This window comes from Methanobacterium paludis (assembly GCF_000214725.1).
Taxonomy (GTDB): Archaea; Methanobacteriota; Methanobacteria; order Methanobacteriales; family Methanobacteriaceae; genus Methanobacterium_C; species Methanobacterium_C paludis.
This window is the reverse complement of the sequence record NC_015574.1, coordinates 1,261,977-1,282,837: the sequence shown is the minus strand read 5'-3', so window position 1 is coordinate 1,282,837 and position 20,861 is coordinate 1,261,977. Positions and strand designations below refer to the sequence as shown.

Here is a 20,861-nt window from a genome sequence, read left to right as displayed (position 1 = left end):
CTCTTTCTCAATTGAAATATCATTCAGAATCATATTATCTCCTTGATGGAAGGTTGATGTAAAATAAGGTTGAGTGTTATTGATATGGATAAAGATGAAAGTATTTTCTATAATTTAGGAGTATTTGCAGAGCATGAAAATTTGATTGTTTTCCCGTACATGGAATTTGCCTGATTTCTATGATGAAATGGAAAAACGTTGCAATGTGTTTGTATAAAATACATTTTTTATTAATGCAGTCAGTTCAGTATTATAGTTACTATTTTAGAAAAAAAATTAAAAGAAGTTATTTAAATGATCATTGCGGAGGTAGGACTTCAAATAACAGCTCTTTAAATTCATTCAGCAGTTCCTTGGGAAAGTTCAGACCAACACATACCACAAGAACCCCTGTTCCTACAAACGTTTCATCATCGTTTGGATTGTCTATGACTTCTTCATCGAAAACCACCTTTGCTTTGGATTTTTCCTGGAGAAAATTCCAGAGAGTTTCGCGTTTGTGACCTATCCCGTTTACTGCAATGTTATTTCTTAATGCTAATTCTAAAAACTGCTCCCAATCATGAAAGTCACAAAATTCTATCCATACTGAACTTTTATAATCTATACAGGAGTTGCAGGTTTCGATCTCCCAGTGAAAGAAGTCCTTAATGATATCCTCCAGTCCCTCATCCACGAAGATGTGAAAATCCTCATCTACCTCAACTTCGACCTGTTTATGTTCTGTCATATTATTCCTCCCAATAGAATACCATTTTTTTCATTAAATTTTTAGAGTTTTACAAACTTGTTTTTATATCTTTAAATGAACCAATAAATTGTTATGGGAATTCAAGAATATTTCCTTTTGATGCAACTGTTTAAACAATTAATATAAAACAAATAAAATCCTTCATTGGGAATATGAGCCATTTTTAAAACTTATTTTACTACTTGCTGATGTAAATAAAAGTAAAAAGGATTGATACGGTTTAAGCATAATTATATGGCTAATGAAAAACATTATGTAATTAAAGAAGATAAATGTGGATTGGGAGTTGGTAGAAAATGGATTTTAAAGAACTGATAATGGGAAGATATGCTACTAAGAAATTTGATGGTCGTAAGATTGATGATGAAACATTGGATCAAATATTGGAGATGGTAAGATTTTCCCCATCTGCATTGAATATACAGCCATGGAAGATTAAAGTTATAGCAGATAATGATTTAAAGGCAAAATTGTCTCCTGCTTCAATGGATCAGGCACAGATAAAAACATGCTCCCATTTACTGGTGTTTTGTGCAAATACTGACTTAAAAGGAAATGCAAAAAAGCTTGTCAATGGTTTGAATGCAGCTGGAATTCCGCAAGAAAATGTTGAACAGTACCAGAGAGTATTGGACAATTTCATCAATATATTTGCTTCAAATGAGCTTTGTGAGGCTCAAAATAATGTTTTCATAGCAGCTACTACTGTACTTTATGCTGCAAAGTCAGTTGGGGTAGATTCTTGTCCAATGCAGGGATTTGATCCGAAAGCTTACATGGAAATCCTGGAACTTCCATCGAACCTTATACCAACAATAATTGTACCTATGGGATATCCAGCAGATGAGCAAATGCCAAAAAATCGTTTCCCTAAAGAAGAAATATTTTTCTGAGTATTGGGATAATTCCATTCTTTTTTTAAATTTTTTAGAATTCTATGAAATAAATTTTTTAGTAATATTCTGCCAATGAATACCTCCAGAATTTAGTTATTAATATCATATATTCTACAGATTTTTTAGTTTTATTCATTATAAACATTATAATGTTATTAGAATTACATTTAAACTCTATTCTTATGGATGAATGCTACTACAAAAAACATGTAGTGGCATGCATGCTTTGACGATCTCCTGTTGAGTTGAGCCCTTTATGAGCACGGCTAAGAATAAAAACAAGAATAAAATGAAAATAAAGAAAATTAATCCGTATTTCGTTTATTTATAAGACCACCGAGGCCGCCTCCGACTGATGCGGAGATTCCAAACAGGAGGATTAATTCGACTAACATGATTAACGTACTAACTTCAAACCAATTTGACCTAAGAATTAATATGACCATATAAATTAGAGCTATAAGGGTACCTAAAAAGAAACCTTCTTTTAACCCAGTGTAAACGTCTAGTTTATGTGGGCAAGCCCATATTAATCCTGCTAAAACTAGTGCCCCTAAAATGAACATAATATTAAGGGCATTTCCTATTAACAGAATTACAATCATTGTGAAAAAAAGAGTGGTTATAAGTAATTTTATCAAATTCATTTAGAACACCTCCTATTTTTTTTGATTTACACTTATTTACGTTTATACCATAAACTTTTCTAAAAACAAATTAACAGAAACAAATTAATAGAAATTTTTACACGTAGTTTTTTTTAATAAGGCTTGTCACATAAATTACTTGATATTATTGGATTTTTAGGGGGCTTGGATACCCATTGGATACTGATTGTGTTAATAAAGCTAAGTTCAGGAAAGCACTTTACAACTTCAAATAATTAGAGCATGTGATCTTAATATGGGTAATTCCAAAAATAACACATGGAATGAGGACGACATAGTTTTCCATCCAAAGCCCGACAAATAAGAAATACAAAGGAGGCATGGCAGCAAGTCCTATGATGAGTAGCCACGGAGACACCACTCCTTTATAGTAGAAAATCCATGCGATATAATATCCTACCAAAAACAAAATTGCTAATCCAATATAGATGCTACTGTTTATCCCACCGCCCTTGTTTATCAACAAAATCAATAGAGCAACCGTCATAATTCCAAAAACCCGCTCTATAATATTCAATATTGGATAGGCAGAACTGTTTTTCGTAAGCACGTTGTTAACTGGCGGTGCGAGCATCCATATAATATTGGGAAATAGTTGCAATGCGTATAATATAAGACCCATTAGGGAAAATCCGAATACATAATTTATCATCTTTTTCTACCTTCATGTTTTATCAATAATCTGGATTAAACAGTATTTCTCATAAGAGGTATTGCACTTCTTACAAGATATCAGAATATACTAATTTTGTTTCAAGTGCAAAAATAGCTTGAATAATCATATTCACTGCTTTATCTTTGTTATAACCTTTAATAAATGTTAACCCAATAGTTCCAAATTAAATAGTTACTAAAAAGATTTATTTTTTGCAAATGAAAATTTATCTAATTCCTTTTCTTATTTTAAAAATGAAAAAATAGATATAGTGAATAATAAATATGGATACTTACAGTGAGGGATGATTAAAATGGTTGAACCAGAATTAAGATTCTTTCTATAGTGGTTTTATTTATTATCATATTTAGCAATAGATTACCTATTCTTTAGGCATTTATTCTGGCAACGTCTAATCGTCAATATTGCAATTGTTTTAGTGTATTTAGTTTTATTTTTTAAATACATGTATAACTAAAGTAGCCGGAGCTTTGGAGCAACTATTATCATCGGTATTGGTTTATATGATATTTATAGGATACTAGTTTCATTCTAAAGGAATTTAAAAAAAAGTTATCTTTAGGATAAACATTATTTTTTAAAACTGAACCTTTAAACCTTATTAAAAACATAATAAGTTGGATATTTCTGATTACAAAAATTTAATGTATTTTTTCCTGTTAAACACAGGTTAATTCTACCAGTTCAAGCAAATCCAGTTAATCTGGAAATTTTTCTTAAAATTTTCCTCAAACATTCTTTGAGTTCATATCTGTTTTACTGTCTAAAGTTGCAAAAAAGAACCTAAATTTTGGGGGTTATTGTTTAATTATCTGCCCCATAATGGGTTATTTACTCTATTTTGAAGGGTAAATAGAATCTATTATTATAAATCTAGAATTATTAAAAACTGAAAGGTATTGAAAACTGAAAAGGTGATAATTATGAGTGAGTTAATCCACAAAAAAGATAGGGGTGTTATGGTACCCACAAAAACTAAAAAATCAATTAAATGCAGTAAATGCGGTTTTATAGTTCATAAAAATCAAATACATGAAAAATACGAGGAAGGAATTTTAGAAATACCAGTACATTAAAATAATTTGTATAAATCAATTCTTTAAAATTAAATAATTTTTAACATCAGTTAAGCTTGTTGTTTTATTGATGATGCTCTTTTCCTATTACAAATCCAATCCAATTAACCAAAGATTCAAACCTATCAATCCGATGTTTTTTTAGGTTTGGAATCTAAAATTAAATATAATAGTACAGAATATCATAGTACAAAAGTTCTTCAACTCCAACTGCGGAGCTATGAATGCTTGAGAAAAATGAGAAATACATTGCTGAAATCCATAATTAAAACAGGATTTTGAAGCACATTTCCTTTTAGATATCTTGAAACTGTAAAATGTTTATTGGTATACATTTTATTAAAATAACAGTTTGGTATAACTGTGGTACCTTCTAATGGGAGACTTCATTATGAAATCTGTAAGATCCAAAAAGAAGCTAATTTTAGTCACAATTTTGGCAGTAATTTTTGTAATGACTGTTGCATTCATTTATTACGTTTCTGATTACTACCACGCTGACAACCGGGCTTTAGCTGTACTTAAATCAACAGAATCGTATAATGTATCAGATACTCCAGATTACATTACATTTACTCCCAGCTCAAACGGGAGCACGACGGGAATTATAATTTATCCAGGGGCCAAGATTCAAGCTGAGGCTTACTCAGTAATTGCTTCCAAGCTTGCTCAAAAGGGTTACACCACTGTGATTGTGAAAATGCCCTTTAATCTGGCATTTCTTGGTGTTGATAAAGCTGACGGTGTCATAGCAAAACACGGAGAAATTGATAAATGGGTGATTGCAGGCCATTCACTTGGCGGTGTTTTTGCATCTGAATATGCCCTGAAACATGAGGATAAAATCAGTGGAGTCATATATCTAGGTGCATATCCGTCAACAAATGCATCAAATGCCACTTTCAAAGCACTGTCCATCAGAGGGTCTCTTGACGGACTGACAACAGATAAATCTATCTCTGAAAACCTGGGCAAGTTCCCTGCAAACACCACCTTCGTAACCATAGCTGGAGGCAACCATTACAATTTCGGTGATTATGGTGTGCAGGCTGGAGACAACAGCAGCACAATAACTAGGAAGGAACAGCAGGATAAAACTGTCAGTTATATTGTTGGGTTTGTTGAGGGGCTTTGAAAATAGGATTAAACCCTACCCAATGCAATTTTAGCAGCATTTTGTTCTGCTTCTTTTTTACTTCCACCACAACCTGTTCCATAATTTTTACCATTAATTATGGCAGCCATGGTGAATTTTTTATTATGCGGTTCTCCTTCTTCTTTGATTAACTCGTAAGCTATATCAAGACAGTCATGATCACATAATTGTTTTAATTCAGATTTATAATCGTAAAAAAAGATGTCCCGATTATTTATATGGGGTATGACTGTTTTAGAGAGAAATTCTTTGACAATATCAAGGCCCTGATCGAGATATAAAGCCCCAATAAAAGATTCAAATACATCACTAATAACAGAATCAATTTCTCGTCTTGTTAATTCTGGACCAGCTCCTAATTTTATATATTGATCTAATCCTAATTCTTTAGAATAGGCATAAAGTGCTTTTTTACATACATAATTAGAACGCATACGGGTTAATTGGCCTTCATTTAAATTGGAATCCATATTGTATAAAAATTCAGATACTACCAGATCCAGGACTGTATCACCTAAAAATTCTAATCTTTCATAACATTCACTGAGGCCATGTTCATTGGAATAAGACTCGTGAAGAAAAGCCAGCTCATAAAGATGATTATTAATGGGATTAATTGAAAATTTTTTTAACAGTTGCATATTATCTAATTTAATATTGAGAAGTCATAGTTTTAATATTTCCTTGTAGTTAATTTTATTTTTTAAAAAAAAATACGTTTATAGATTGTTTTCCATGACATAGTTTATATGAATTGGCAGTTTTTACCATAGATGCATGTGATGATGAAGAATACTTCGATGAATCTGTTAGTATATAACAAAAAAAGAGTTTAAAGAAGTTTTAAAATTGATGATTAATTAAATCTTTTTTGGAAACTTAATTACCTAAAGGATCTCATGGAATTAAGATCAATCCCCAAATTTAATCATTTTTTTAGGTTCGAAGTTGGTCTGCATGGTCCAGAAGTATGCTTCACCTTTTGCAATTTTGAAAATTATGAGTCCGGGGTGGTCGAATGTCATTCCAAACTCTTTAAGGAAAGGTCTGTCTTCTAAAACCTTCTTTTTAAGTTCGGGATCATCTACAAATTCTATTTCACCTGCAACCCTCATCATGGTTCCGGTCTGTTCGTCTGGCTGCCAGAAACATGCTTCGACTTTAGGATTTGCCTGAAGCTGTCCGTACATCTCCTTCATGGCCCCTATCTGGAAGTAAAATCCAGTTTCATCGGCAAACCAAAATCCAAGTGCCCTTACTCTGGGCTGATCCCCATCTGCAGTTGCTAAATAGCAAACAGGTGTTTCATTTGCAAATTTTATACAATCTTCAAAATCCATGCTATCACTCCTATATATTATTTTAAGACTAATTCATGTATTTGTCTGTTAATTGATATCAATTTATCCTTATGTCTTTTAATATAAGTTTTAGTAAACTATAAAGATGGAGGAAAGGATATGGATGTAAAAAGACCCAGTTCTACGGCTGAGAGAACTGCTCTCATCAGGGCCATTGAATCAAGAAAACCTGATGAAGAACGTATATGCTACGATCCGTATGCTGTACACTTCACAAACCAAGAGATACTTGAGTTTGCCATTTGTAACCCTGCCAGATATAATGCAAAATCAGAACCAGGGCTGGCGAATTCTGTAGTTGCAAGGTCCCGGTACTTTGATGATATTGTAAAAGCGTCTTTAAAAGAGGGGATTGAGCAGCTGGTTATCATTGGGGCAGGATATGATGCAAGGGCATATTATATTAGAGGGCTGAAAAATATTAATGTGTTTGAGGTGGACCATCCTAACACCCAAAGCCTGAAATTGGAAAAGATAAAGAAAATTTTTGGTTCAATACCCCACAACGTTGGGTACGTTCCAGTTGACCTTGAGAAAGACAACCTCAAAGAACTTCTCGTTGAAAATGGCTATGAAAAATCCAGAAAAACTCTCTTTTTAATGGAAGGATTGATTATGTACCTCTCACCGGCCATTGTTGATAAGATCATGTCTTTCATTGCTGGTTCTGGCAGGGGAAACGGAGTTGTTTTTGATTACGGCACTTCCAAAAAAACTGTAGATAAACCTAAATCTGATTCTGGAAAGAATATATGGAACTACACTAAAAAACAAGGAGAACTACTGAAGTTTCGTATGGAAGAACCTGTTGAAACATTCCTTGGTGAAAGGGGATTTTGCAAGATAAAAAATATGACAAGTGGAGACTACAAAAAACATATTTCAATGGTAAAAATGAAATTAGAATAGTCAGTGACCTTTTATCCTTTGCATATGCTGTTGTTGAATAAAAACGGTCTTAAAAAGTTATTCAATAATTATATTTTAGAGATATAATTCAACATTGATTCTTTAGAGATATAATCAATTCCAATTTCATTTCATAGAACTTGGATGGTTTAAAAATATTTAATATTTGAAAAATTTTTTATAAGCGTCTTCAAATTCATGTATCAAAGCTGCATTAAATCTTTCCTGTTTAATCCTATCATTCAACCATCCCATATCTGGATAGTTGAACTTTAATCGGATTGTTATACTTGAATCAAAGTTATAAGTTAACTTCCATGTAAATGATGTTTGAGGGCGTAATGAACTGTAATATCCGTTCATAAATCTTGTTAATTCTTGAAATTTTATTTCTGCTAATTTATTATCTTCAACAAATTTCAGTTCAAAGGTTGTGTCTGCTAGAGTTTCCCTACCGTTTGGTTCTTTTATTATACCCAAATATTTTAACATGGATATCACCTTTCCACTTGAATTCTCATTGTAATATCTTTAGCTATTTCTGGTTTGGCTATTATTTTATATAAACTATTTAAAACGGACTGATACAGTTTTTCAGGATGGTGAACATGAGAAAATTAAAACTCATTAAACTAAAAAGTGGTGGATTATAGAATTGGAGATTTAAAAAATGGGTGATTAAGCAATTGGAAATTTAAAAAAAAGTAATGATGGATTCATTTTAATTTGATTATTAAATTATTTACCAAAAACTAGGAAGTATTAACGTATCATTTACTCCTTCAGATAGTACGTTATTGCAAAGGCAAGTGCAAGAACCATCACAATGGTAGCACCTGAAGCCAGATTAAACACGTAAGATAGATATAATCCCACTGAAGTGAACAGCATCCCTGCCCCAATTGAGAGAATCATCAATCTTTTCAGGTCGTTGGTAAACTGTTTGGTTATGGCAGCAGGTATGGCCAGAAGTGCGATTACCAGGATCACACCAACCACTTTTATGAGAACAACAACACTCAAAGCCACCAAACTGAGCAGAAGCATATAAATTAGTTCTGTCGGCATTCCAATGACCTTTGAGAACTCTTCATCAAATGATATTGCTAAAAATTCTCTATGGAATAGGAAAACCGTTGCTATGATCACAAGATCAAGAACTAGCATAATGAGAATATCCGAACTTGAAACAGTGAGTATGCTACCGAAAAGATAACTGAAAAGGTCTGGAGCATATCCCGGGGTTAAATCGATGAATATTATTCCAATAGCCATTCCCACACTCCAGAGTATTCCTATTGCAGTGTCTTCACTCACCTTCACCCTTTCATGAATGCTTCCAACCCCTATTGCAGAGAGGATGGTAAATGGGATGGCCGCCAGGACAGGGTTAACGCCTAAAAAGTATCCTAAACCTATACCTCCAAAAGCGGCATGAGAAATTGCCCCGCTTAATGAAACTATCCTTTTTATTACGACATAAGTTCCTACTATTCCGCAGGCAACACTAACAAGCAGTGCTGCTATAAATGCTCTTTGCATAAATTCGTACTGGAAAATTTCAATCATTGGCACACCAATCGTTTATTAATGATATCATTATTATTTGGATATTTAACATGGATATTGTCATTGAATATGAATTTCAATGCTCTCTGAGAACCCTGTGGGGAATCCCATGGCTTATCAGATCTATAGGACACTTGTAAATCGCTTCAAGGCCCTCTGCAGAACCTTCTACAGGTCCGTGATAGTACAGTTTTCTGTTGAGGCAGGCGATCTTATCCACATGGGTTGAAACTGCCCCTACATCGTGACTTACAAGAACTATTGCCATTTTATCTTTTAGCCGTGCTAATAACTCGTAAAATGATTTCTGCATCTCAGGGTCTATGCTAGCCATGGGCTCGTCCATAAGGAGAAGTTTAGGCTCCCTTACAATGGCCCTGGCAATGAAAACCCTCTGCATCTGCCCTCCAGAAAGTTTGCTTATCTGTCTGTCTTTAAGATCAAATATCTCTACAGCTTTTAAAGCTTTGACCACAGCCTTCCTATCATCTTCTGTGTGGCCCTTGAATAATCCCCTGTACAATCCAGATAGCACAGCGTCAAAGACAGTTATTGGAAAATCATGGTCAAATAACACACGTTGTGGAAGGTAACCTATTAAATGCCTTGCATTTTTGGGTTTTTTTCCAAATACCCAAACTTCACCGGTTTCAGGGGTCAGCAGTCCGAGGATAGTCTTGAGAAGGGTGCTTTTTCCACCACCATTCGGCCCCAGTATGGCCATAAAATCCTTTTCATCCACAGAAAGGTTAATCTCATGAAGAATTGATAATTCATTAAATTTTATGGAAACATTTTTCAATTCAATAGCTTTTGTCATGATAAAACCTTTTAACTTTTTAAATAAATCGTAATTTAGTCAACATCATTTTTATAACGGAATTTGTCAACATCATCTTAATTTTAATGTTTTTAATCTACTGATCTAATTAACCACCCTAACTTTAGAACATTTCAATCAGTTTAGGGTTGACCTTGTAGAATTTTAAACCTTGGAAAATGTTTCTGCAACCTTTTTCATGTTCTCAACATAATTCTCTGCAAGATCATCTACAGGTAAAACCTGTCCACCTATCTCTGAAGCTACAACATCTGCACTTTTTGGGTCATATTGGGGCTCTACAAAGATCACTTTTATATTACCATTCTTCGCCACATCTATCAGGTTTGCAATCCCCTGAGAAGTTGGCTCCTTTCCCCCAGCTTCTATAGCTATCTCCTTTAGATTGTAATCCCTGCAGAAATAACCCCATGCTGGATGATACACTATTATGGTACTGTTCTCTTTCCCTTTAAGCGATTCTGTTATATTTTCGTCCAGTTCGTCCAGCTGCTGAAGGTACTGGTCACGGTTTTTTGTATAATACTCCTTGTTTGCAGGATCTATTTGAACAAGGCCTTGATATATGTTTTCAACCATTATTTTGGCATTTTTTGGGGATACCCATACATGAGGGTCACTGCCTGACTCGTTTTCGGCAGTGTTAGGTATTAAATCTATTCCCTCAGAAGCGTTCACAATTAACATGTTTGGGTTGATACTTTCCAACCTTTCCATATAGTTCGTCTCGAATTCCAGAGGTGTTCCCACTTCAACGTACATCTTGTCATTGGATAGTTCTCTAAGCTGGTTGGGTAGGGGTTCGTAAGTGTGTGGATCTGCCCCGGAAGGCACCATAAGAGTTACATTTACCTTGTCACCACCAACTGCATTTACAAACTCTACTTCAGGACCTACACTTACTGCAACACCTATTTTTCCACTATTATTCGTTGTATTTGATTGCTGATTGGCAAAGTAAGTCAGAATTGAGACTATAAAAATTAATACCAGTATAACAATGATTAATCTAGTTTTTTTCAATTTATCTACCATTTAAAATTAGATTTTATTAATATTTAAAGATTTTCTTAATAAAAGTTACCATAATATTTATAAGAACTTATTAATAATTAATAACTATGGCAATAGTTAGCGTATCCCTGAGCGATAAACTCCTTGATGAAATAGACAATCTCAAGGATGAAATGGGATTTTCTGGAAGATCTGAGGTAATAAGGGCCAGTGCGAGGATGATTATCGCAGATAACAGGGAAAAAAAGGGTTTAAAGGGTGAAATAAATTCTATATTGATCTTAATTCATAATCAAAAGGATGAGGATAAGGTGACTGAGATAAAGCACGACTTTGAAGATATAATCAGCACCCAGATACACAGTCACCTGCGGGAGAATAAATGCCTTGAAGTCTTCATGTTAGATGGAGATGCCCAGAGAATGAACCATCTTTCAAACATGTTTCAAACATGCCGTAAAATGGATTATGTAAAGTTGATAGTTGTTTAATTGTTTAGATCATCGTAGAAATTTTTAATTTGACCCTTGAAAATAAAAAAATAGTATTAAGATAATTTTTTTTTGCAAATGATTGTAAATGCTATTCAACATTCTAAAGCTATCCAAATCAACTGATTTGAGCCAAATTTTTCAACTACCTTTATTTTTCTTAGAATTGATTTTTGAAGCTATTAGAAATAAATTCATTTCTTTTGCAAGCGATTTTTGACTTTAATAACCCCAAGAGTAATTATCCCAATTACACCTGCAATAATAAACCCTAAAATAATTGCAAATATTACGATACCTACTGCATTAAGTAATGCAGTAAACAGACTAACCAACGTATTTATTATGTCCATGTTTATCAGTTCCTTCTATTCTAACTTTTAATCATTTCTGAGGTTTCAAACACGATCACTGAAAATGTTTAGTAATATTCATATCAATAATCCAGAATCATATCAATAATCCAGAAGATTCAAAACTTTTCTTACATCTGTTGATGGACTCTTACAACTTCCCTCAGTGCATATATAAGCTGTGGCATTTCCTTTGATAGGTTCCTTGTACTTCAGAGATTCTGCAATTTCTGATATGTCTGGGACGTTTTCATCTTTTAATAGGAAAACTTTGTTAGGAATGAAATGGCTTCTAATAGATTGAATCATTTTTTTCGTGTCGTCGGCTTCGGGATCTCCAACTATAACCACTTCGTAGGAGGGTCCTACCTTAAAATCAATGGCTTCCAAGAAGTGGGTGTGGACAATTGGAGCTCTCCTTATCTGCGTTGAAAAGGCACGTTCCAAATCAATGGATCTTCTCTCAAGTTCAGGGTCCTCGGTTATTCTGGCAAGTTTAATTAGGTTAAATATTCCAACAGAGTTTCCTGATGGTAATGCACCGTCATAGGTTTGTTTCTCCCACAAAAGCACATGTTCGGAGTCATTGGCTGTGAAATAAAAACCACCATCTTTTTCATCCCAAAAATGTTCTATAAGGATTTTATTGAGTTTTAAAGCTTTTTTAAGATATTTTACATTAAAAACAGCTTCGTATAGTTCCAGAAGCCCCCAGATCATGAAAGTGTGGTCATCAAGGTTACCTGGAATTGCTGCTTCATTATCTCTGTACCTGTGGAATAAACGGCCTTCCTTACACATTTTATCTAAAATGAAATTTGCAGCATCTTCGGCGGCCTTTGAATATTTTGGATCGTCAAATGCCTGTGCAGCCTTTGCAAGAGCAGTTATCATAAGTCCATTCCAATCTGCAAGTATTTTATCATCCTTTTGAGGGTGTACACGAGTTTCACGGTTTTGGAAGAGTTTCATTCTGGATGTTTCTAATTTATCTTCAAGTTCCCTTCTTGAGATCCCTAAACCTTCTGCTAATTCTCCAATAGAACTCTTTAAATAAAGTATATTTGCTCCTGTTTCTTCTCCAATTGTTTCATCCTCAAAGTTACCTGCTTCTTTTACATTGAAGATTTTACATATCAATTCGGCTTCATCAGGGTCTAAAGCATCAAAAATTTCTTTTTTTGTCCATAGATAAAATTTTCCTTCAACTCCTTCGGTGTCAGCGTCTTCTGCAGAGTAAAAACCGCCTTCAGGGGATTTCATATTTCTAAAAACGTATTTAAAAATTTGTTCTGCAATCCTTTTGTACTCTTCATTTCCTGTTGCCTGAAATGCCTCTATGTAAACCATTGAAATTAGTGCCTGATCGTAGAGCATCTTCTCAAAGTGCGGGACGACCCAACCTGGATCTACGGAGTAGCGGTGGAATCCAAAGCCCAGATGGTCATATATACCGCCCATATACATGGAATCAAGGGTTTTTTCAACCATATGGACTGCATTTTTGTTTCCTGTTCTTTTCCAGTATCTTAAAAGGAACATGAGGTTGTGAGGTGTTGGAAATTTTTGGAAGTCTCCAAAGCCCCCGTATTCATAATCAAAGGTCTTTGAAAGTGTATCATATGTTTTTTCAAGTATTTTTGCCTCAATTTCCCCTCCCCTCGGTGTTGAAGATACATCCTTAAGTACCCTGAATACTTGTTCGCCCGAGTTGAGAACGTCTTTCCTGTTCTCTTTCCATATTTCCTCAACGTTTAAAATAAGGTCTTTCAAACCGGTACTGCCATACCTGCTTTCTTTTGGAAAATATGTACCTGCAAAAAACGGCTTTTTATCGGGGGTCATTATTATGGTCAGGGGCCAGCCCCCTGTGCCTGTCATTATCTGGCAGACGTCCATATAAATTCTGTCAACATCGGGCCTTTCTTCACGGTCCACTTTCACAGGCACGAAAACTTCATTGATAAGTTCTGCAACCTCCGGGTCTTCAAATGATTCATGGGCCATCACATGGCACCAGTGGCATGTTGAATAGCCTATAGATAAAAAAATAGGTTTATCTTCTTTTTCAGCCTTTTTGAATGCTTCATCACCCCATGGATACCAGTCAACAGGGTTATCAGCATGCTGGATTAAATAGGGGCTTTTTTCATTTTTAAGGTGGTTGTAACCTTTTTTGGGATCATTTTCCTGTGAACTAACCATTAATAATCCTCCCATTTAACACATTAAAATTCAAGAATTACAATTTTTAGTTTTTATTATTAGTTTCTGATCCTCAAAGAACTTAAAATTATTGTAAGAACTTTAAAATGAAAAATGATGATTTTACAGTTTTATTGAATAATAAAATATTAAATTAAATATACTGTCAATAAATCTCTTTGATAATTATCGCTAAATTTTTAATTGATTTTATGTTCAACACGTATATTTAGAAATTAAAGGCGTATAAATAACTAAAAAGGCATAAAAAAGAGTTAGGGGAAATATTCATCAATATCTCCTTAATTGATCTAGAAACTAACCAAATAAAAAGGAGAATTTCAAGCTCATTTCATACTTGGAATTTCATATATAGTTGCAACCATGATAACGCTTTCAATTCTCATTTATTATTAAAAAAATATTTCAAGATACTTATTGAATTTGCTCCCATGAATTCTTTCAAGGGTTAAACTTTCGTATCTCATACAATTTTAAGTGGTTTAAGGTACAATAAAATATCAAGAAGAATAGGTTGATATAAATCTTAATCTAAAATATTTAAAGAGGAAATTTCCTAATTTTGTATAAATTGGATTTTATTAATGTGTGATATTTATGAAGAAGTTGCTCTGGTGGTTAATAGCTGGTAAAAGAGGGGGTATAAATCGGGCCAGGATAATTAAGGCGCTAGCTGACAGGCCCTATAATATGCATCAGCTTTCAGAGGAGCTTAATTTAGATTATAAAACTGTAAGGCATCATATTAAAATTTTAGAGAAGAATAATGTGATTAAACCAAGTGGAGATACGTATGGTAAGTTATATTTCCTTTCTGCAGAAATGGAAAAGAACTATGATATCTTCGAAAAAATTTGGGAAAAAATTGTAAAATAAATCAATTTTATTAAAAAGGGAGTAAATTTGAAAAAGAAATAATTTGAAGTGGTGAAAAGATGATACTAATTCAACCAGGATTGTTAAACGTGATCCAATACGTGGCTATTGGAGTGGGAATTATAAATATTTCCCTACTATTGGGATTGCTTTATATTTACTGGAATAGTTACCATAAACTGAAATCTGAATTCACAATAGGACTTTTATACTTCACACTTGTCCTTTTAGCCCAAAACATCCTTGCAACAGTAATCCTGGTCCTGCTTTTGCTTTCAGGTGCAGGGACCCATAATCCTGAAGGTATAGAACATTTATTAGAACTTTCCGCAATAAACTTATTTCAGCTTGTAGCATTAAGCATCCTGTTTAAAATAACATGGTAAATGAATATTCATCTTTTTAATGGCTGAGAATTTTGACTCACAGTTTTATCCAAGTATTATAAATTAGGTTGAGGTTAACACCTTAATCCCCCTGATCTTTGATATTTTTTCCAAATTATGGAAAAATTAAATTATTGAAAGTTCAGATAATAGCATCGTTTAAGAATGGGTGAAAATCCAATTATGAAAGATCAACATGGGGGGATTATAAATGAGTAGTATTGATAATTTGAAGGAAGCTTTTGCAGGTGAATCACAGGCAAACCGAAAATATTTGGCTTTTGCAAGGAAAGCGGATGAAGATGGGTTTTTTCAGGTTGCAAGGTTGTTTAGGGCAGCAGCTGAAGCAGAAACAGTCCATGCACATAATCACCTTACTGTTTTGGAAGGAATCAAAAGTACCGAAGAAAATCTAAAAGAAGCAATAGATGGAGAAGTGGAAGAATTTAAAGAGATGTATCCTTCGTTTATAAAAGTTGCAGAAGAAGAAAAAAATAAACAAGCACTCTGGACCTTTGATGTGGCCAACCAGGTGGAAGAAATTCACGCAGGACTCTATCAAAAAGCCCTGGAAAACCTGGGAGAAAATGTAGAAGTTAGTTATTACGTTTGCAATTTCTGTGGGAATACCGTAGAAAAAGAAGCTCCGGAACTGTGTCCAATTTGTGGAGCACCAAAATCAGAATTTAAAAAAATTGATTAATTTTAATAGTTAAACTTTTTTTTTATTCATTTTTTTGGAAAACTTTTCAATCAAATTCTCATATTTCATCATTAACCTGCCAAGGTTTAGATCTCATTTCATTAGTTATCTACATGTTTTTTAGGTTCTAAGTCTCCTTTTAGTAGTTATCTATCAAATTTTATCTAACCCGCAACATATAAGCATAAAATAGTTGTTTTCATCATTTTAATGAAAAGATTGGGTTAAGATTGGGGCATAACTGGGGAATAAATACTTAAATATAATCCACAAAATAGAGCTAAGATAGTATGTGGGATTATTTCTAAAAAAATACGTTAAATGTGGCTCTTGTAAATGCCAAACCACAAGTATATGGCTTAAAACAGTTAACAGGGCTCTATAATTTACAAGAAATTAGAAGTTGATATTTTATGATTGAACAATTAAACATGGCAGTATTCCATCTTATTAACCAGTACGCTGGTTTAAATCCATTTATAGACACTCTGGCCATATTGGCAGCAAAGTACATGCCTGTAGTAATAATTTTAGGCATGATTTACATTTGGATCAGGAAAGGAGATAAAATTCGTGACATAGTGCTGTACGGAGGTTATGCAGCGGTTCTCGGACTTATTATGAACTTCATTATAAGTTTGTTTTATTTCCACCCCCGACCCTTTATGATTCCAACAGGAACCCTATTATTCCAGTACCCTGCAGAATCGTCTTTTCCATCTGATCACACAACACTAATGCTTTCACTTGCATTAATGATGGTTTACTTCAAGGAAACAAGGATTGCAGGAATAATACTTATGATATTAGGATTCATAGGAGGCTTTGCAAGGGTATTTTGTGGAGTTCACTTCCCAATGGATATTTTCGGCTCATTTATTGTTGCAGTAATAAGTACAATGCTCATATTCCAGTTTAGGGACAGGTTAACCCCTATTAACAATGCTGTTAAATGGACTTACTCAAAGATAACAGGAAAACTAACAGGAGAATAAAGAGAAAATAAAGAGAAGATACATAATTTTTAAAGGTGTTTTACATGGTAAGCATAGTTGAATTTTTGAGTCTTTTTGTGATTAATATTATAAGTAGTCTGGGTTATTGGGGTGTTTTTATTGGAATGACCCTTGAAAGTGCCTGCATACCTCTTCCAAGTGAGATAATAATGACTTTCAGTGGTTTTGTTGTGTGGCAGGGTAACACCAACATGACGCTCTGGGGAATAACCCTCGTCGGAGCACTGGGCAACCTCCTCGGATCACTCATAGCTTATTTTGTGGGATTGAAAGGTGGAAGACCGTTACTTGAAAAGTATGGTAAGTACATACTCATTACCCATAAAAATCTGGAAACTGCGGATAAATGGTTTGATAAGTACGGTTACGAAGCAGTGTTAATAAGCAGAGTCCTACCGGGGATACGGACCTTCATATCCTTACCGGCCGGAATCACACACATGAACCTGAAAAAATTCACAATCTACACCTTCCTGGGATCACTACCATGGTGCTTCGTACTAGGCTACATAGGAGTCCAACTAGGGCCAAGATGGGATATAATAAGCAAATACTTCCACATACTAGACATAATCGTCATAATGGGAGTTATAGGATTTATAGGATACTTAATATACAAGCACAGAGGAAAAGCTTCAATAAATCCTTAACAAAATGAATCAGAACATGAATCAGAACATGAATCAGAACATGAATCAGAACATGAATCAGAACATGAATCAGAACATGAATCAGAACATGAATCAGAACATGAATCAGAACATGAATCAGAACATGAATCAGAACAATGAATCAACTAATCTAAAATAAATCTTAAGGGACTGGATAGTGAATAAATGAAAAATCGGTATGGTATTTTATTGGGTATGGTAATCGTAATAGGACTTTTTTCTATTGTGAATTCAATTTTTTGGTATAGTCCGTCTGCTATTACAAATTCATTTGTTTTAATTTTGCTTTTCGGTGGATTTATAGCAACTTTCACATCTAAAAGCGGGAAAGCTCGAGTCGGACTAATTTCAGGTTTAGGGGTTTCAATAGTGTTAATCATTTATTCTGTTCTCAATAATAAAACAGTTCCTCTATCTTCCGTGGATTTAATTAGTTATTTAATTATCCCAGGTTTTATGATGTGTATTGGAGGTTTTGTTGCTAAATTGATGAAAGGATGAATCCAAAGCAGGGACAACAAAAGATGAATCCAAAGCAGGGACAAGGTATATGAAAGAGTTCCTTACTCATAGACGGAGTATATACTTATTAAATAGGTATTGTTTTTAAAAAAAAGATAAGACATGAATTATATTCATTGCCTGTCGCAGAGGAGTATATTTCCAACGCCAACGTTTTCTGCGTCAACTTCCCTTATGAGGATTACCATGGCCTCAACTGGCAGACCCATAACTTCGCTTGCTTTTTCTGCAAATGATTTAACAAGCTCTGATTTCTGTTCCTTTGTGAGTTTAGGAGCATCTATTGTGATTACTGGCATATTTTACCTCCATAGATTTTAGTTTCTATTTTTCTTTAATTTAAATATTAATTTTATTAATTATTGACCAATTTTTATCTTTTCTTTTCCTTTAATTTATCAATTTTTGTTTTTATTACAATTCAATATTAGATTAAAATTTTTGAACAATTTAGCATTAAATTCTGTTTTCATTTTCATTTAATCCTTAAATAAATCTTTTAAAATGTATGTATTATACAAGCTATAGATCATTTTATAATAAATTCTTCAAAGATAGTAGTAAAATATTAATCAATGTTCAAATATAAGTATCCAAGGAGAGGTAAAATGGGCAAAAAAAGGAACAATCAACAGAATAATCAACAGAATAATCAACAGAATAATCAACAAAATAATCCGCAACCTACAGATGCTCAAAAAGATCAAGAAGATGTAAATGCTCAAAAAGATAGAGACAATAAATGGAGTTCTAAACGCTTTTTTGCTGGAAGTTTTATAATAATCCTTGGTTTTGCTGCCAGTGTTTACATAGCCTTCTGGAAGTATCATTCCATTACTGGACTAGGCCTTATGGGCATGGGCATTTTATTAACAGTCTTAATTGGATCTGGTATTTTATCAAACACAACAGCAATAGACACAGGAGAAGTTAGAAGAGCAATAACAATTTCATTTATATCAGTATTTTTTGGTTTAATGAGTTTTGAAGGGGCTTTGCCTGATTCGAATTTATTTAAAGTAGTTTCTACTAACCTCTGGTGGGTACTCGTAGTGGTTATAGGATTTTATTTCGGCGGCAGATCAGCCGAGGAAATAGTTAAAAACATAATCAGAGTTAGGGAATCTACAAGAATAGAAGCTGCAAAAAGCAATAAAATTAAAAATCAAGAAGTTAAGTGAATAAAATAAGAAATTGAAAAAGTAAAAATAGAACTTGAAGAATAAATAAAAAAAATAAACTTTTTACTAATTTTTCTGTTTAATGTTGATTATTGCATATTTCATCATTCATTATCATAATCATTTCCTTATGGTGTTTTGGATTATAATAGCAATGAAAAGCAGTATAGGCCATATTTCGAGTCTGCCTATCCAAAAGTCAGCTATGAATACTATTTTTGTCACAACAGGAGAAGTTGCAGTCATGAGTCCTGAGCCAAGTCCCACGTTGCTTAGAGCAGATGCCACTTCAAACATGACCTGAGGAACATTTTGATAGTAAAATAATACGATTATGACGCTTATAAGGTATATGGCAAAGTAACTGAAGACGAATAATCCTGTTAATTTCAAGAGTTTTTCACTTATTTTAACATCATTTACATGATGGATTTTTTGAGGTATTATGGCACCTTTTGGGAGTAAAAGTGATTTTACCTGCCACCACATTCCTTTAACCAGTATACCAATTCTCAGCCATTTTATACCTCCACCAGTTGAGCAGGCACCTGCACCTATGATCATGAGGATTGTGAGTACAAATATGCCCATTCCTTCCCACTGTACCGTTATTTCGTTAGGGGGAACTGTTTGAAGACCTGTGGTGGTTAAAGCTGAAACTACCTGGAAAATGGAGTAACGGAGAGATAAAAGGAAATTGTGTCCATAGTAGGATGTGTTGTATAGAAATACTGTCACTAAGAAAATTCCAACTATTAAAAGGAACCATGCGACCTTGGTTTCTATGTCTTTGAAATATTCCTTCCAGTTTCCTTTAATAATTGTGTAATGTAGTGCGAAGTTGGTTGCACCGATTATCATCACTATAATGGCGGCTATCTCTATCCAGATGCTGTTATAAAAGCCAAGGCTTGCATTCTGCATCCCAAATCCACCTGTTGATAATGCGCTGAATGCATAAAATATCGAGTCAAAAACAGGCATACCAGCTAGTTTAAACAGTGCAATGGATATGATTGTGTATCCTATGTAAATATAAAGTATGATCCTTGTTGTGTGTTTAATACTGGGAACCAATCTTTCTTCCCTGCCTTCTGCAGAGTACATCCTCATTATATTTACAGAAGGTGATGATAGTATGGTTAAAGCCATGACAATGATTCCAATTCCACCGAGCCACTGCATAAATCCACGCCAGAAGTCCATGGTATGGGTTACTGCATCTAAATTGGTGTACATAGTAAATCCAGTGGTTGTAAAACCGGACATAGCTTCAAAATATCCGTCAAGATAAGATAGATCACCAGAAAAGTAGAAAGGCAAAGCAGCCAGTGCACTGCCAATAAGCCAGATACCTGTTGCAAATATCATCACACTTTTGAGTGACATTTCCCCTTTAGATTTGAATACTCTGTAAAATACAAAACCAAAAGCTATACTTAAAACAGCAGAATAAATAAAAGGCATTATATAATGAGTTTCACCGTAAATTAAAGCTACTAAAACAGGAATTAACATT

Annotated in this window: 25 protein-coding genes; 13 read left to right on the top strand and 12 right to left on the bottom strand. The window is 33.9% G+C overall.

What is annotated here, in order from left to right; all coding sequences use genetic code 11:
- Window positions 1-298: 298 nt before the first annotated feature.
- The gene (locus MSWAN_RS05980; protein WP_013825719.1) at window positions 299-730 is read right to left on the bottom strand and encodes a hypothetical protein; all 432 of its coding nucleotides are present in this window, start codon (window positions 728-730) and stop codon (window positions 299-301) included.
- A gap of 317 nt (window positions 731-1,047) precedes the next feature.
- On the opposite strand from MSWAN_RS05980, the gene MSWAN_RS05975 reads away from it, so the two are divergent.
- On the top strand, window positions 1,048-1,644 hold the full coding sequence (locus MSWAN_RS05975; RefSeq protein ID WP_013825718.1) for a nitroreductase family protein: 597 nt from the start codon (window positions 1,048-1,050) through the stop codon (window positions 1,642-1,644).
- Window positions 1,645-1,952: 308 nt separating this feature from the next.
- Here the strand turns inward: MSWAN_RS05975 and MSWAN_RS05970 are convergent, their stop codons facing one another.
- Window positions 1,953-2,294, bottom strand: a complete 342-nt coding sequence (locus MSWAN_RS05970) for a hypothetical protein (protein ID WP_013825717.1) — start codon at window positions 2,292-2,294, stop codon at window positions 1,953-1,955.
- Window positions 2,295-2,514: 220 nt separating this feature from the next.
- A complete protein-coding gene (locus tag MSWAN_RS05965; RefSeq protein WP_013825716.1) occupies window positions 2,515-2,967 on the bottom strand; it encodes a hypothetical protein in 453 nt (150 codons plus the stop codon).
- Between the two features lie 947 nt (window positions 2,968-3,914).
- On the opposite strand from MSWAN_RS05965, the gene MSWAN_RS12945 reads away from it, so the two are divergent.
- Together MSWAN_RS12945 and MSWAN_RS05960 are read left to right on the top strand one after the other, a co-directional pair.
- A complete protein-coding gene (locus MSWAN_RS12945; protein ID WP_013825715.1) occupies window positions 3,915-4,067 on the top strand; it encodes a hypothetical protein in 153 nt (50 codons plus the stop codon).
- A gap of 391 nt (window positions 4,068-4,458) precedes the next feature.
- On the top strand, window positions 4,459-5,202 hold the full coding sequence (locus MSWAN_RS05960) for an alpha/beta fold hydrolase (protein WP_013825714.1): 744 nt from the start codon (window positions 4,459-4,461) through the stop codon (window positions 5,200-5,202).
- An 8-nt stretch (window positions 5,203-5,210) separates the two neighbouring features.
- On the opposite strand, the gene rnc is transcribed toward MSWAN_RS05960, so the two are convergent.
- Window positions 5,211-5,864: a ribonuclease III gene (gene rnc / locus MSWAN_RS05955; RefSeq protein ID WP_013825713.1), complete on the bottom strand. Its 654-nt coding sequence runs from the start codon at window positions 5,862-5,864 to the stop codon at window positions 5,211-5,213.
- Window positions 5,865-6,134: 270 nt separating this feature from the next.
- Window positions 6,135-6,563, bottom strand: coding sequence for a pyridoxamine 5'-phosphate oxidase family protein (locus MSWAN_RS05950; protein ID WP_013825712.1), 429 nt, complete (start codon window positions 6,561-6,563; stop codon window positions 6,135-6,137).
- A gap of 120 nt (window positions 6,564-6,683) precedes the next feature.
- On the opposite strand from MSWAN_RS05950, the gene MSWAN_RS05945 reads away from it, so the two are divergent.
- Window positions 6,684-7,493, top strand: a complete 810-nt coding sequence (locus MSWAN_RS05945) for an SAM-dependent methyltransferase (RefSeq protein WP_013825711.1) — start codon at window positions 6,684-6,686, stop codon at window positions 7,491-7,493.
- Window positions 7,494-7,652: 159 nt separating this feature from the next.
- Here the strand turns inward: MSWAN_RS05945 and MSWAN_RS05940 are convergent, their stop codons facing one another.
- The 4 genes from MSWAN_RS05940 to MSWAN_RS05925 form a co-directional block, all read right to left on the bottom strand.
- Window positions 7,653-7,985, bottom strand: coding sequence for a hypothetical protein (locus MSWAN_RS05940; RefSeq protein ID WP_013825710.1), 333 nt, complete (start codon window positions 7,983-7,985; stop codon window positions 7,653-7,655).
- 282 nt (window positions 7,986-8,267) lie between these two features.
- Window positions 8,268-9,062 (bottom strand): metal ABC transporter permease, encoded by a 795-nt coding sequence (locus tag MSWAN_RS05935; RefSeq protein ID WP_013825709.1) that lies wholly within the window; start codon window positions 9,060-9,062, stop codon window positions 8,268-8,270.
- A 76-nt stretch (window positions 9,063-9,138) separates the two neighbouring features.
- Window positions 9,139-9,882, bottom strand: coding sequence for a metal ABC transporter ATP-binding protein (locus tag MSWAN_RS05930; protein ID WP_013825708.1), 744 nt, complete (start codon window positions 9,880-9,882; stop codon window positions 9,139-9,141).
- A 165-nt stretch (window positions 9,883-10,047) separates the two neighbouring features.
- The gene (locus MSWAN_RS05925) at window positions 10,048-10,926 is read right to left on the bottom strand and encodes a metal ABC transporter solute-binding protein, Zn/Mn family (protein ID WP_227717003.1); all 879 of its coding nucleotides are present in this window, start codon (window positions 10,924-10,926) and stop codon (window positions 10,048-10,050) included.
- Window positions 10,927-11,024: 98 nt separating this feature from the next.
- Here MSWAN_RS05925 and MSWAN_RS05920 point away from each other — a divergent pair, with 98 nt between their 5' ends.
- Window positions 11,025-11,408 (top strand): CopG family ribbon-helix-helix protein, encoded by a 384-nt coding sequence (locus MSWAN_RS05920; RefSeq protein ID WP_013825706.1) that lies wholly within the window; start codon window positions 11,025-11,027, stop codon window positions 11,406-11,408.
- A gap of 455 nt (window positions 11,409-11,863) precedes the next feature.
- Here the strand turns inward: MSWAN_RS05920 and MSWAN_RS05915 are convergent, their stop codons facing one another.
- On the bottom strand, window positions 11,864-13,966 hold the full coding sequence (locus tag MSWAN_RS05915; RefSeq protein WP_013825704.1) for a thioredoxin domain-containing protein: 2,103 nt from the start codon (window positions 13,964-13,966) through the stop codon (window positions 11,864-11,866).
- A gap of 618 nt (window positions 13,967-14,584) precedes the next feature.
- On the opposite strand from MSWAN_RS05915, the gene MSWAN_RS05910 reads away from it, so the two are divergent.
- The 7 genes from MSWAN_RS05910 (at window position 14,585) to MSWAN_RS05880 (ending at window position 18,140) form a co-directional block, all read left to right on the top strand.
- Window positions 14,585-14,863: an ArsR/SmtB family transcription factor gene (locus tag MSWAN_RS05910; RefSeq protein ID WP_013825703.1), complete on the top strand. Its 279-nt coding sequence runs from the start codon at window positions 14,585-14,587 to the stop codon at window positions 14,861-14,863.
- A 59-nt stretch (window positions 14,864-14,922) separates the two neighbouring features.
- A complete protein-coding gene (locus MSWAN_RS05905) occupies window positions 14,923-15,249 on the top strand; it encodes a hypothetical protein (RefSeq protein ID WP_013825702.1) in 327 nt (108 codons plus the stop codon).
- Between the two features lie 211 nt (window positions 15,250-15,460).
- Window positions 15,461-15,952 (top strand): rubrerythrin family protein, encoded by a 492-nt coding sequence (locus MSWAN_RS05900; RefSeq protein ID WP_013825701.1) that lies wholly within the window; start codon window positions 15,461-15,463, stop codon window positions 15,950-15,952.
- A 413-nt stretch (window positions 15,953-16,365) separates the two neighbouring features.
- On the top strand, window positions 16,366-16,947 hold the full coding sequence (locus MSWAN_RS05895; protein WP_013825700.1) for an undecaprenyl-diphosphatase: 582 nt from the start codon (window positions 16,366-16,368) through the stop codon (window positions 16,945-16,947).
- Between the two features lie 44 nt (window positions 16,948-16,991).
- Window positions 16,992-17,618 carry a DedA family protein gene (locus tag MSWAN_RS05890; RefSeq protein ID WP_013825699.1) on the top strand — a complete coding sequence of 209 codons (627 nt, stop codon included), beginning with the start codon at window positions 16,992-16,994 and terminating at the stop codon, window positions 17,616-17,618.
- A 16-nt stretch (window positions 17,619-17,634) separates the two neighbouring features.
- Window positions 17,635-17,778, top strand: a complete 144-nt coding sequence (locus MSWAN_RS12770; protein WP_154645730.1) for a hypothetical protein — start codon at window positions 17,635-17,637, stop codon at window positions 17,776-17,778.
- 26 nt (window positions 17,779-17,804) lie between these two features.
- Window positions 17,805-18,140: a hypothetical protein gene (locus MSWAN_RS05880; RefSeq protein ID WP_013825698.1), complete on the top strand. Its 336-nt coding sequence runs from the start codon at window positions 17,805-17,807 to the stop codon at window positions 18,138-18,140.
- A 134-nt stretch (window positions 18,141-18,274) separates the two neighbouring features.
- Here the strand turns inward: MSWAN_RS05880 and dmpI are convergent, their stop codons facing one another.
- Window positions 18,275-18,460, bottom strand: a complete 186-nt coding sequence (gene dmpI, locus MSWAN_RS05875) for a 4-oxalocrotonate tautomerase DmpI (protein WP_013825697.1) — start codon at window positions 18,458-18,460, stop codon at window positions 18,275-18,277.
- Window positions 18,461-18,769: 309 nt separating this feature from the next.
- On the opposite strand from dmpI, the gene MSWAN_RS12255 reads away from it, so the two are divergent.
- Window positions 18,770-19,342 (top strand): hypothetical protein, encoded by a 573-nt coding sequence (locus tag MSWAN_RS12255; RefSeq protein ID WP_013825696.1) that lies wholly within the window; start codon window positions 18,770-18,772, stop codon window positions 19,340-19,342.
- Window positions 19,343-19,462: 120 nt separating this feature from the next.
- On the opposite strand, the gene MSWAN_RS05865 is transcribed toward MSWAN_RS12255, so the two are convergent.
- Window positions 19,463-20,860 (bottom strand): TrkH family potassium uptake protein, encoded by a 1,398-nt coding sequence (locus tag MSWAN_RS05865; RefSeq protein ID WP_083809373.1) that lies wholly within the window; start codon window positions 20,858-20,860, stop codon window positions 19,463-19,465.
- Between the last annotated feature and the right edge of the window lies 1 nt (window position 20,861).